Source organism: Lentzea terrae, assembly GCF_003265345.1.
Classification (GTDB): Bacteria; Actinomycetota; Actinomycetes; order Mycobacteriales; family Pseudonocardiaceae; genus Lentzea; species Lentzea terrae.
This window is the reverse complement of the sequence record NZ_QFWW01000012.1, coordinates 124,457-136,125: the sequence shown is the minus strand read 5'-3', so window position 1 is coordinate 136,125 and position 11,669 is coordinate 124,457. Positions and strand designations below refer to the sequence as shown.

The following is an 11,669-nucleotide window of genomic DNA, read 5'->3' as shown; positions in this document are numbered from 1 at the left end:
GACGAAGCACGAGGCGCCCGCCAGGAACATCCTTGCGGGCGCCTCACCTTGCCCCTTGACACGAGGCCACTACATATCAGTCGAACACGTTGTCGGGGCCGCAGTTCATGACGACCTCGCAGTCGCAGAAGCCGCCGAGCTCCTCCAGTGCGTTGGCGATCGGGTTCCACGCCAGGCGCTGTTCGTCCGCCCAACGCCGTGTGTGGCGAAATTTGTGGTCGCAGCCTTCCTCGGCCACGAGCGCATCGACGAACTGGACCAGATCTGTGAGCTGCGCGCGGGTCAGGCGGGCCACGTCAGGGCGCCTCGAAGAGCGTGGACACCGACTCGCCGACGTTGATCCGCCGCATCGCCTCGGCCATCGCCGGCGCGATCGACAGCACCTTCAACTTCGGCACGACCTTCTCGGCGGGGATCGGCACGGTGTTGGTGGCGACGATCTCCAGCACGTCGTCAAAAGCTTGGAGCCGATCCAACGCGCCGGACGAGAACAGCCCGTGCGTGCAGGCGACCCGAATCGACCCGGCCCCGCGCTCACGCAGCTTGTCCAGCAGTTCGATCACTGTCGATCCCTTGGCGATCTCGTCGTCCAGCACGATCACGTCGCGCCCGGCCACGTCACCGATCACCGTGGAAATCGACACCTTGTCGTCGGCGAACCGCTGCTTGGCCCCAGCGGCGACGGGAAGTCCCAAGATCCGCGCGAAGTGCGCAGCCTCCTTGGCGTTGCCGAGATCCGGCGACACCACAACAGTGTTCGACAGGTCGTGGGCGGAGAAGTGCGCCGCCAGCTCGCGAAGAGCGTGCAGGTGATCAACGGGCACCGAGAAGAACCCGTGCACCTGCGGCGAGTGCAACGTCATCGCCAGGACACGCGACGCACCCGCAGCCACCATCAGGTCGGCAACCAGCCGGCCGCCGATCGAGATCCGCGGCGCGTCCTTCTTGTCCGAGCGCGCGTAGGCGTAGTGCGGCAGCACAACGGTCGTGCGTGCCGCCGACGCACCGCGGGCAGCGTCCAGCATCAGCAGCAGTTCGACGAGGTGTTCCTGCACCGGTGGCACCAGTGGCTGGATCAGGAACACGTCCCGCTCCCGGCAGTTCGCCTGCAGCTGCACTTCGAGGCAGTCGTTGGCGAACCGGGTCAGGCGGCTGGGCGACAGGTCGACGCCGAGATGACGGCAGATCTCCTCGGCGAGGGACGGGTGGGCAGAACCACTGAAGACAGCGATGTCACGCACACCCGGAGAACCTAGTCGATGACCAGCACCAACTTGCCGTCCTGGAAGAACGGGGTGAGGTTGCCGCGCGTGTCGACGGTGTGCACGCCACGCGGTAAAACGGCCTCTATGGCCGTGAACGCGAGGATGTCCGACACGCCGTGACGGCCGCGCAACGACCGTTGTCCCTGGAACCGCAGAGCGCGCCCCTCGCGGCGGTACTGGTGGGCCTCGGCAGCAACGGAGGCGCCGACTCGCAGCGCCTCCGGTCCTACCAACCGCCCTGACGAGGCGCCGCGGACAGCCACCCCGAAACCCTGCTCGACCAGTGAGTTCACCACTGCGTCGGACGGGGGTACCGGTACCAGGAACGACATCGCGTAGTGCGACTCGACCTCGTGCACCACGACCGTTCGGGCCGTGGTCAGCAGCGTGTCGTGCAGCTCCAGGGCGATCTTCTCCGCTTCCCAGCGGTTTTCGTAGCCGGCGTCGATGCCGACGAAGGTGCTGGTCACCTGACCTCCACGAAGATCGGGTTGGTGTAGCACCACAGGTCCTCCCACGGGTTCGCGGCTCCCGGAGTGTCCGCCTGCGGTTCGAACGCGCCGCGGTTGCCGTCGGTTCCGCGCAACCGGAGGTAAAAAGGCTCCCGGACGTTGCGGAACGTGTGCGTGAAGACCGCATAGTGCCAGCGAGGCTCGTAAGATCGCTCGACCTTCACATGTGGCGTGGACAACGTTTCAGACGACGTTCGACCGGTTAGCGCACCCTTGATGAGGTCCAAACGGCGCAACCGCGGGATGAACCCCGCGCTGTTCGGACGGGTCGCCAAACGTGCCTTGACCAGCACGGTCACGTCGGATCCACGTCGCACGCGCAGCCGTTCGCCCAGCGTGGCGGCGCCGCCGGTGCCGAACACCGAGAACCGCAGGTCGTCGACCAGCCCGCCGTGCGAAACCCATGCCCTTCCGGCCCGCAGGCCCTCCATCACGGCGCCGCGGGTTCGGCGGGTCGCGCCCACGACCGTCCGCGAGAACTCGCACGGGAAGAAGTCGACATAGGGCGGCGACACCTGCGGCGGGCCGGCGTCGATCGGGTCGAGGTGCTTGCCGAAGAGGTCGAACTGGTTGCCCGGCTCCGGCACGCGGACGATCGTGTCGCGCGAGTTGAAGTGCGAGTCGGAGTTCGACGTGATCCACCAGCCGAGGCCCTCGGCGAGCAGCGAGTCCCAGACGCCGCCGAGCTTCGCCGTCATCCAGTCGAAGCCGCCGTAGGTCTTGTAGGCCTCCGGCGGGTAGGCCGCGTACGAGTTCGAGCCGGGACTGTTCGCGTAGCCGCCGCGGTGGCCGCCGGGACCGCGCAACGGGTCGCCGTCGCCCTGCGCACCGGGCGCGCCCTCCATGCCGACAACGATGTCGGGGGCCAGGTCGCGCATGTTCCGCAGTTCGTACGGCGCCACGCGGCCGTTGCGCATCGGGTGGTTCACGAACACCAGCGCGGACTTCATGGTGCCGTTGCGGATCTTGGTCTGGAGCCAGCGGATCGCGTCCAGCGCCTTGCGCTCGTTGGCGGGATTGGACGCCTCGGCGCCGTTCAGCCGCCAGTCGAACTGCCGCTCGAAGTCGCGCAGCACACCGGCTTCGTCGCGGCAGTCCTCGAAGAAGAGGGTCGCGTGCTCGGCGCCGGGGACGTTCCACTCCATGCCTTGCCACAGCAGGAGTTGCGGGAACTTCTGCTGCGCCCGGCGAATGTCCGCCGCGGTCGCCTCGACGGAATGTGCCTCGTGCGACGCGTGTCCGTGGTCGGTGATCACGAGCCAGTCCGTGCCGTGCCGCAACGCGCCGCGGATCTGCTGGTCGATCGTGTACATGCCGTCGTACGAGTACTGCGTGTGCGTGTGGTGGTCGCCGGACAGCCAGTGATAGCGGCCAGCAGAAGACGCGGAGGCCTGCCCCGTCCCCAACATTCCCGCCACACCCAGCGCACTTGCGCCTTGCAAGAAGCGTCTGCGGGCTACTTCGGACACGCTGATCCTCCACACGACTGGTCGGGGTCCGTGGAGGCTAGACCGATCGGGTGAGACGCAGGTAGCCGCTGAATGGCTGGCGGACGAACACTAGATCGGAAGCAGGTCCACCCAGTCCAGGAACGGCAACGCGCCTGTTCCCTGCAGTGCTGCGAGTCCCAGCCAGATCGACAGGATCGTGACCACCGGCCCCACGATCGCCATCTCCACGACGCCGCCGGTCTTCATCCGCATGATCTTCGGCGGGGCTACCGGGAACCACGTCTTGCCCATGATCGGCACCGGCCACAGCATCGGGCAGCCCTGCTCGGTGATCGCGTCACCGATGTAGTGCGCCACGCACCCGACACCGACCGCGATTCCGCACGCCGCAGCGGAAGCGTTGGTCTGCGCGGTCCACGCGATCATCGCCCACGTCACGCCCGCGGACACGGCGGTGATCATCAACGCGTCCTGCTTGGGGTTCCAGTCGTTCATGATCCCGCGCACGGCCAAACCCGCGAACACGAACATGAGCACTGGGAGCGCCCACTTCTGGCTGTTCTGCACGACCGCGGTGGTGAAGAGGGCGGCGAACAACGCGAAGACGATCGTGTGTGTGAGACCGCGATGTCCGCCGTCTCGCTTGGAATCCTTCTTCGTCTTCGTCGTCCGGTACACGAAGCTGCTCACCGCGTTGATGCCTGCGGACAGGCCGCCGCTCAACGCTCCGAACGTGCGCGAGATGGTCGAACCGGGGTGGTCGAGGTCGGGCAGAAGTGCTGCTCCAGTGGCAAGAACCGCGCCAACAGCCCAGCTCTGCGGCGAAAGCTGGCCGATCGGGTGACTCGACGCGAGTGCGGTGACGGCGCTCCAGGCGAGCAGCCCGCTCATCGCATGTGTTGGCCCAGTTGACACTTATGTCCCTTCTGATGATCACCCGATGGTTGGAACAGTAGCCGTAGGTATCAGGCGCCTGAGCCGAAACTCCATATGTCCGGACAACTGATCCCTGACGAATGGAGCACGGACATGGCCCAGGTTTGGCTCATCACCGGCAGTTCCCGCGGTATCGGACGCAAGACCGCGGAAGCCGTTCTCGCTGCCGGGCATCGGCTCGTCGCGACCGCACGCAACCCGCGTGATCTCGACGACCTCGTCTCTCAACACGGCGACCGGGTCAGATCTGTTGCACTCGACGTGCGTGATGCCGCACAAGCCAGAGCCGCCGTGCAGACCGCGGTGCGCGAGTTCGGCCGGCTCGACGTCGTCGTGAACAACGCGGGCGCCGGTCGCGTCACGTCGATCGAGGAGTGCTCGGAGGCCGACTTCCGCGACCAGCTGGAGATCAACCTCATGGGCGTCGTCAACGTCACCAAGGCCGCGCTGCCGGTCCTGCACGAGCAGCGGTCCGGTCACTTCCTCCAGGTCGGCTCGACCGCGGGGCACATGGCGTTCGGTGGCGGGCTCGCCCCGTACGTGATGGCCAAGTTCGCGCTGCGCGGGTTCACCGAGTCACTGGCCGCGGAGTGCGCGCCGTTCGGGGTGAAAGCGACGATCATCGAGCTCGGCGGGTTCCAGACCGACTGGACCGGCCCCTCTCTGGTGGTGACCGAGCCGGGAGAGGACTACGTTCCCTCTGTCGGGGCAATGCTCGACATGATGCGTGGCGCGCACGGCAACATGCCTGGTGATCCGGCCAAGGCCGCGCGGGTCATGCTCGACGTGGTAGCCATGGACGAACCACCGCTGAGTCTGCTGCTCGGCAGTGACGCGGTGGACATGGTCCGGATGGCCGACCAGGCACGGAACGCTGAAATCGACAAGTGGGAGCACGTGAGCCGTTCGACGGACTTCGACCCTGAATCGGTGTAACCAGGGTCGCAGGCACACCTCGGCGGTTTACCAGTACGCTTGTCTTGCTTGCATCGTCGCGAGAGGAGCGCCCGGAGTTATGGGCAAGATCAAGGTTCAGGGCACCGTCGTCGAGCTCGACGGCGACGAGATGACCCGGATCATCTGGCAGTTCATCAAGGACAAGCTGATCCACCCGTACCTGGACGTCACCCTTGAGTACTACGACCTGGGCATCGAGCACCGGGACGCCACTGACGACCAGGTCACCATCGACGCCGCCAACGCCATCAAGAAGCACGGCGTCGGCGTCAAGTGCGCCACGATCACGCCGGACGAGGCGCGCGTCGAGGAGTTCGGCCTGAAGAAGATGTGGGTCTCGCCGAACGGCACGATCCGCAACATCCTCGGCGGTGTCGTCTTCCGCGAGCCGATCATCATCTCGAACGTCCCGCGGCTGGTCCCCGGCTGGACGAAGCCGATCATCATCGGCCGTCACGCGCACGGTGACCAGTACAAGGCCACCAACTTCAAGGTGCCCGGCGCCGGCAAGCTCACGATCAAGTTCCAGCCGGAAGACGGCTCGGAGCCGATCGAGCACGTCGTCACCGAGTTCCCGGCGGAGGGCGGTGTGGCGATGGGCATGTACAACTACAACAAGTCCATCGAGGACTTCGCTCGCGCCTCGTTCTCCTACGGCCTGCAGCGGGGTTACCCCGTCTACATGTCGACGAAGAACACGATCCTGAAGGCCTACGACGGCGCCTTCAAGGACATCTTCCAGCGCGTGTTCGACGAGGAGTTCAAGGCGGAGTTCGACGCCAAGGGCCTCACCTACGAGCACCGCCTCATCGACGACATGGTCGCCGCGGCCATGAAGTGGGAGGGCGGCTACGTCTGGGCGTGCAAGAACTACGACGGTGACGTCCAGTCCGACACGGTCGCGCAGGGCTTCGGCTCGCTCGGCCTGATGACGTCGGTCCTGATGACGCCGGACGGCAAGACCGTCGAGGCCGAGGCCGCGCACGGCACCGTGACGCGGCACTTCCGCCAGCACCAGGCCGGCAAGCCGACCTCCACGAACCCCATCGCGTCGATCTTCGCGTGGACCCGTGGCCTCATGCACCGCGGCAAGCTGGACAACACCCCCGAGGTGACCCGCTTCGCCGAGGCGCTCGAGGAGGTCGTGATCGAGACGGTCGAGGCCGGTCAGATGACCAAGGACCTCGCCCTGCTCGTCGGCCCGGACCAGGCGTGGCTGACCACCGAGGACTTCCTCGCCGCGCTGGACGAGAACCTCAAGAAGAAGATGGCGTCGTTCTGATCGCCTGATTCGAGTACGTCCGAAAGGCCACCCCGGTCACGCCGGGGTGGCCTTTCGCGTTGTGCGTCACCCGGTCGGTTCCTCTTGCGGGTGGTTGCCGCGCCGAGGCCTCCGCAAGGGTTCTCCAGCCGCTATATCTGCAGCTCCAGGGCTGTGCGGTTTTTCGGAGGCGGCGATGTTGGGTGTTCCCGTCAGGGGCATGATCGTGATTGGCGTGCTCGGGGTCGCCGGGGTGATGTACCTCTCGAACGGCGGCAAGCCGATGAACAGCGAGAAGAGCGCGCAGATCTGCAAGATCACAGTGACCGCGGACATCCTCAACGTCCGGTCCGGGCCCGGTGACATGCAGCCGATCGTCTCGACGATGCCGCGCGACGCCGTCGCGGACGCCCAGCCGCGGGTGGAGAACGGGTACCGGATGCTGAGCGACCGGCGCTGGGTCAGCTCGCAGTTCGTCGCACTCACCAGCGACTCGACCTGCACGTGAGGGACGCTCCGAAATTCCAGGTGTTTCAGGGTTCGGAAAGGCCTTTCCAGGTCCGGTGGCCATCCATAGGATTGAGCTGGCTGGACTAGGCAGTACGGCCCAGAACGCGCCGCCACGTGTTCGATCTGCGTTGCGGCGAAGGGGCGTATTCAGGTGGCGGTCACGAGTTCCGTGGTGTCCGACCGCAAGCGCGAGCTGACGGTGCTCCGGCGGGCGCTCGACGAGGCGGCTCTGGGCGCGCCGTCCGTCGTCTGCGTCGAGGGTCGCGTGGGCATGGGCAAGACGTCCGTGCTGGCCGAGACCGTGCGGATGGCGCGCGAGCTCGGCTTCGAGGTCTTCCGCGCGCAGTGTTCGGCGTCGGAGTCCGGGTTCCGGTTCGGGGTGGTCGCGCAGCTCTTCGAGAGCGAGGCCGACGAGATCCTCGACGGTGACGCCGACCAGGCCGCGATGCACCGGCTGCACCGCCTGGTGCGCGAGGTCGCCGTCGGCTCACCGGTGCTGCTGGCCGTGGACGACCTGGAACAGGCCGATGTGCCGTCCCTGAACTTCCTGTCGTACCTGCGAAGACGGTTGGGCGAGCTGCCCGTGGCCGTGGTGGTGACGCGCGGGCTCGCCGTGGACGCCACGCCGTTGCTGCGCGAGGTGATCGGTGACGCTGTGCGCGTCCGGCTCACCGGGCTCGACCAGCCGGCGTGCGCGAGGTTCCTGCGGACGATCTTTTCGAGTGGTGTGACGGACGAGGTGGTCGCCGACTGGCGGGTGGCGACCTGCGGCAACCCGTATCTCCTAGGTCTGCGCCCTCGCGACCTCGGGGAACGCTCGGGGGAGCTGGTCGCCCGGCTCGCACAGGCAGGCCCGCAGGTGGTCGCGCTGGCGCGGTCGTTCGCGGTGCTGGGCGAGGCCGATCTGGCGTTGGCCGGTGCGGCTGCCGGGCTGGGGCCGCGGGAGGCGGTCGACGCAGCACGGGCGTTGAGCGGCTTGGGTTTCGCGGGTGTGCCGATGGTGCTGACGACGTTGGCGCAGAGCACGACCGCGTTGGACCGGGCGGCGATCCACGCTCGGGCGGCGCGGTTCCGGCACGACGACCAGGCGCCGGTCGAAGACGTGGCTGCGCATCTGCTGGAGGCCGCACCGATCGGCGAGGACTGGGTGCGGGACGTGCTGCGCATCGCGGCCCGCCGGTCCACTTCGGACAAGGCGATCGCCTGTCTGCGCAGGCTCTTGCGCGAACCGCTGCCGGACGACCTGCGCGGCGAGGTGCTGGTCGAGCTGAGCGAGGCGCAGTCGCTGGTCGACCCCGGCGCGGCGCTCGCGTCGTTGAACAAGGCGGCGAGCGCGTCGATGGACGTGCTGGCCGAGGGGCGGATGGCGTTGCTGCTCGCCTACGACCTCGCCGGGCGGCGGATGTACCGGGACGCGGTCGCGAAGGTCGAGTCGGTGATCGCGCGGGTGTCCGGTGTCGACGCGGATTTGGCGCAACGGCTGGACTTGTACGCGTTGTCGCTGGGGCTGGAGGAGTCGTTCTTCTCCGGTGAGGTGGAGACGCGGATCGCGCGGCTGAGCGGTTCGCGGATGACTTCGGCGCGCAACGAGCGGTTCCTGAACACGTTGCTGGCGTACCGGGGCGCCACGATCGGCGCGAACCTGGGGGAGACCCGCCGGCGCGTGCAGTCGTCGTTGCCGCTGCAGATCGGGCGTGACCTGATCGACCAGTTCTCCTTCGCCCACCTGATCGTGGCGTTGATCGGCATCGACGAGTACGAGCAGGCCGACCGGCAGTGCGACGAGGCGCTGCGGGTGACGGCCGAGCGCGATCTGGCCGTGTGCGCGGCTTTGGTGCAGGGGCTGCGGTGTCACGTTGCTCGGCGGCTCGGGGCGTTGCCCGCCGCGGAACAGCACGGCATGACCGCGTTGGAGAAGCTGGATGCGTTGGGCGCCAACCAGGACGGCAACGTGGTGGTCGCCGTTGCCGGGCTGGTCGGCGCGTGGGTGGACACCGGTGACACGACGTCGGCGCTGCGGCTCGTGCGCGACCGCGAGCTGGTCGGCGACCTGCCCGAATACGCGCACTACCACGCACTTCTGCACCAACGAGGCCGGCTGCACATGGCCCTCGGCGACCCTGCGGCTGCCTTGCGCGATCACCTCGACTGCGGTCGCCGGCTGGAACGCCGCGGCGCTCGCAACCCGTCGTTGCAGCCGTGGCGTTCGCACGCAGCGTTGGCGCACTTGGCGTTGGGGGAACGGGATCAGGCCGTGCGCCTGGCCGCGCAGGAGCTGGAACTGGCCCGCGACTGGGGACTCGCCGTGCCGATCGGCGTGGCTCTGCGGGTTTCCGGTGTCGTGTCGGGTCGTGTGGCGGTGCTGGAGGAGGCCGTGACGACGTTGCGGGCCTCGCCGGCTCGACTGGAGCTGGCGCGCGCGTTGGTCGACTGGGGCGTTGCGCTGCGTGCTGGCGGCCGTGGCCCCGAGGCGCTGGCGGCGTTGCGGCAGGGCCACGAGGTGGCGAAGAAGTGCGGTGCGATCCCGTTGATGGGCCTCGCGGCACGAGAGCTGCGCGCGGCGGGAGGTCGTCCGGCCCGCACTCCGTCGGGTTCGGTGCTGACCGCGCAGGAGGACCACATCGTGCGCCGGGCCGTGCTGGGCCTGACCAACCGGCAAATCGCGGCGGAGCTGTTCGTCACGCCCCGAGCCGTGGAACTCCACCTGACCCGCGCATATCGAAAACTGGGCATTTCCGGACGACGTGACCTGGCCGCGGCACTGGAAAAGGCCGGCGCATGAGGCCGGCCTTTTCCAACGCGACTACTTGATGACGATGATGCCCGACGCGACGATCTTGCCGCCGACCTTCTTGCCGTTGACGTCGACCGACGCGCCGACCTTCAGCTCGCCGGACACGATCGTCTTCTTGAGGTCGTAGTCCACGTCCACCGTCGTGGAGGCGTCGACGCGCACCTTGATGGACTTGCCCTTGACGACCGCGACGACCTCGCCGGTCACCTTCGCCGCCGCCTCGGTCGACTGCGTCGTCGCCGGGGCGGCGACGGCCTGGGCGCCACCGCCGAAGAGCACGGCGGTGGCGGCGAGACCGACGAGAACACCCTTGATCGCGTTCATTTGTTCTCCTTGATGCTTTCGTGCTTTGGGGAGAGTTGCTGGGCCCGGTGGAAATCTGGCTCATTGGAATCCGCACGCTCAAGAGTTGACGTTGAACTGTTCGTTTCCGCCGAAGTGCCGCTTTGCATTGGGCAACGACTTCGGTGGCGTATGGCAAACTTGGGGGCATGCTGCGGAACATGTTTCGGTGGGGCCGAGGTAGGAGCGTCACGCAATGCTCCTGCGAGCCGGAGTGGCAGGGCCTCTACACCGAGATCGACGGTCAGCGCCAGCTCGCGCTGCCCCGCGACGAGATGGCGACTCTCGTCGGCTATCTGGACCTGACCGCGCACTGCGCCGGCTGCGGCGCCGAGTACCCGAAGCCCTGGGGACTGGCGTCCAAGTAGGCTGCTCGGTCGTGCTCACGGTCTCCACGATCAACGTCAACGGTCTGCGCGCGGCCGCCAAGAAGGGCTACCTCTCGTGGCTCGCCGCTTCCTCCGCAGATGTGGTGTGCCTGCAGGAAGTTCGCGCGGAACCGGACGAGCTGCCGGCGGAGGTCCACTCGCCTGCGGGCTGGCACGGCGTGTACGCCCCGTCGTCGCTGAAGGGCCGCGCGGGCGTCGGCATCATGTCGCGCGTCGAGCCGACCTCGGTCCGTGTCGGCTTCGGTGTTTCCGAGTTCGAGTCCTCCGGCCGGTACGTGGAGATCGAGCTGCCGGACGTCGTCGTGGCGTCGCTGTACCTGCCGTCCGGCGACGTCGGCACCGAGAAGCAGGACGAGAAGGACCGCTTCATGGCGGCCTTCCTGCCGTACCTGGTGTCGTTGCGCGAGAAGGCCGCCGTGTCGGGCCGTGAGGTGCTCGTGTGCGGCGACTGGAACATCGCGCACCGGCCGGAGGACCTGAAGGCCTGGAAGACGAACCAGAAGTCGTCCGGGTTCCTGCCGAACGAGCGGGAGTGGATGTCGTCGGTGTTCGCCTCCGGGTACACCGACGTGATGCGATCGCTGCACCCCGAAGCGGTCGGGCCGTACTCGTGGTGGTCGTACCGCGGCAAGGCCTTCGACAACGACTCGGGCTGGCGGATCGACTACCAGGTGGCGACGGACGGGCTCGCGGCTCGGGCAACGTCCGCGGTGGTGGAGCGGGCGGCGACGTACGCCGAGCGCTGGTCGGACCACGCTCCCGTCACCGTCGTGTACGGCTAAGGGCGTTTCCGGTTCCGCCACGCGTGTTCGGCTCCGAGGACGAGCGCGATCGTGCCCACCCCGCCGAGGATGAACGGCAGCGCGTACGGGTAACCGGCCTGCCCCTCGCTCGTGTAGACCTCGTCCTTGGTGCCGATGTCGAACGCACGAATGCGTTCGCCCACCTTCAGGCCTCGCGGCAGGCCGTTGCGCACGTGCACGCCGGCGCGCGTGATCTTGCCGTCCTCGCTCGTGAACGTCCCGGTGCGGGAGGCGATCTTGACCGCCTTCGGGAACGCCGGCAGGGAGATCGCCAGCAGCACGATGCCGACCACGACCGCGATCGCCGCGAACATGTCGGTCCGATCATCCTCGGCGTCGCTCGCCATGGCCCACCTCCCGCTCTCGGCACCTCAACGCCGCCTGCCGGCCGACTGTTGCAGTACGCCGACTGACCCAGCCCGACCAGCCTTTATCGCTCTTGTCCCCCG

General features: G+C 67.6%; 13 protein-coding genes. 6 read left to right on the top strand and 7 right to left on the bottom strand.

Going from position 1 to position 11,669, the window contains the following annotated elements; translation table 11 throughout:
* Positions 1-76 precede the first annotated feature (76 nt).
* From DI276_RS18575 to DI276_RS18555, 5 genes are all read right to left on the bottom strand, one after another.
* Positions 77-295, bottom strand: coding sequence for a DUF2695 domain-containing protein (locus DI276_RS18575; protein ID WP_112264980.1), 219 nt, complete (start codon positions 293-295; stop codon positions 77-79).
* Position 296: 1 nt separating this feature from the next.
* Positions 297-1,241 (bottom strand): ribose-phosphate diphosphokinase, encoded by a 945-nt coding sequence (locus DI276_RS18570; RefSeq protein WP_112264978.1) that lies wholly within the window; start codon positions 1,239-1,241, stop codon positions 297-299.
* 11 nt (positions 1,242-1,252) lie between these two features.
* Positions 1,253-1,735, bottom strand: a complete 483-nt coding sequence (locus DI276_RS18565; RefSeq protein WP_232836749.1) for a hypothetical protein — start codon at positions 1,733-1,735, stop codon at positions 1,253-1,255.
* Complete coding sequence (locus DI276_RS18560; RefSeq protein WP_232836748.1) at positions 1,732-3,186, bottom strand: PHP domain-containing protein; 1,455 nt, start codon at positions 3,184-3,186, stop codon at positions 1,732-1,734. The genes DI276_RS18565 and DI276_RS18560 overlap by 4 nt, the downstream gene beginning before the upstream one ends.
* 150 nt (positions 3,187-3,336) lie before the next feature.
* Positions 3,337-4,143 carry a metal-dependent hydrolase gene (locus DI276_RS18555; protein WP_112264974.1) on the bottom strand — a complete coding sequence of 269 codons (807 nt, stop codon included), beginning with the start codon at positions 4,141-4,143 and terminating at the stop codon, positions 3,337-3,339.
* A 114-nt stretch (positions 4,144-4,257) separates the two neighbouring features.
* On the opposite strand from DI276_RS18555, the gene DI276_RS18550 reads away from it, so the two are divergent.
* From DI276_RS18550 to DI276_RS18535, 4 genes are all read left to right on the top strand, one after another.
* Complete coding sequence (locus DI276_RS18550; RefSeq protein WP_112264972.1) at positions 4,258-5,100, top strand: SDR family NAD(P)-dependent oxidoreductase; 843 nt, start codon at positions 4,258-4,260, stop codon at positions 5,098-5,100.
* 79 nt (positions 5,101-5,179) lie between these two features.
* Positions 5,180-6,403: an NADP-dependent isocitrate dehydrogenase gene (locus DI276_RS18545; protein ID WP_112264969.1), complete on the top strand. Its 1,224-nt coding sequence runs from the start codon at positions 5,180-5,182 to the stop codon at positions 6,401-6,403.
* Between the two features lie 199 nt (positions 6,404-6,602).
* Positions 6,603-6,890, top strand: coding sequence for an SH3 domain-containing protein (locus DI276_RS18540; protein ID WP_112264967.1), 288 nt, complete (start codon positions 6,603-6,605; stop codon positions 6,888-6,890).
* A gap of 153 nt (positions 6,891-7,043) precedes the next feature.
* Entirely contained in the window at positions 7,044-9,674 is a 2,631-nt protein-coding gene (locus DI276_RS18535; RefSeq protein WP_112264965.1) for a helix-turn-helix transcriptional regulator, read from the top strand.
* Positions 9,675-9,695: 21 nt separating this feature from the next.
* On the opposite strand, the gene DI276_RS18530 is transcribed toward DI276_RS18535, so the two are convergent.
* Positions 9,696-10,010 carry a hypothetical protein gene (locus DI276_RS18530; RefSeq protein ID WP_112264963.1) on the bottom strand — a complete coding sequence of 105 codons (315 nt, stop codon included), beginning with the start codon at positions 10,008-10,010 and terminating at the stop codon, positions 9,696-9,698.
* A 179-nt stretch (positions 10,011-10,189) separates the two neighbouring features.
* On the opposite strand from DI276_RS18530, the gene DI276_RS18525 reads away from it, so the two are divergent.
* Both DI276_RS18525 and DI276_RS18520 read left to right on the top strand, forming a co-directional pair.
* Positions 10,190-10,396 carry a hypothetical protein gene (locus tag DI276_RS18525; protein ID WP_157984795.1) on the top strand — a complete coding sequence of 69 codons (207 nt, stop codon included), beginning with the start codon at positions 10,190-10,192 and terminating at the stop codon, positions 10,394-10,396.
* 11 nt (positions 10,397-10,407) lie between these two features.
* Entirely contained in the window at positions 10,408-11,199 is a 792-nt protein-coding gene (locus DI276_RS18520; protein WP_112264959.1) for an exodeoxyribonuclease III, read from the top strand.
* Here the strand turns inward: DI276_RS18520 and DI276_RS18515 are convergent.
* A complete protein-coding gene (locus DI276_RS18515; protein ID WP_112264957.1) occupies positions 11,196-11,567 on the bottom strand; it encodes a hypothetical protein in 372 nt (123 codons plus the stop codon). The genes DI276_RS18520 and DI276_RS18515 overlap by 4 nt on opposite strands.
* Positions 11,568-11,669 lie beyond the last annotated feature (102 nt).

Bases quoted from the DNA above. Each gene is read 5' to 3' on its own strand.
- DI276_RS18530 (WP_112264963.1), bottom strand. From the start codon at position 10,010: ATGAACGCGATCAAGGGTGTTCTCGTCGGTCTCGCCGCCACCGCCGTG.
- DI276_RS18545 (WP_112264969.1), top strand. From the start codon at position 5,180: ATGGGCAAGATCAAGGTTCAGGGCACCGTCGTCGAGCTCGACGGCGAC.
- DI276_RS18550 (WP_112264972.1), top strand. From the start codon at position 4,258: ATGGCCCAGGTTTGGCTCATCACCGGCAGTTCCCGCGGTATCGGACGC.
- DI276_RS18525 (WP_157984795.1), top strand. From the start codon at position 10,190: ATGTTTCGGTGGGGCCGAGGTAGGAGCGTCACGCAATGCTCCTGCGAG.
- DI276_RS18560 (WP_232836748.1), bottom strand. From the start codon at position 3,186: ATGTTGGGGACGGGGCAGGCCTCCGCGTCTTCTGCTGGCCGCTATCAC.
- DI276_RS18540 (WP_112264967.1), top strand. From the start codon at position 6,603: ATGATCGTGATTGGCGTGCTCGGGGTCGCCGGGGTGATGTACCTCTCG.
- DI276_RS18515 (WP_112264957.1), bottom strand. From the start codon at position 11,567: ATGGCGAGCGACGCCGAGGATGATCGGACCGACATGTTCGCGGCGATC.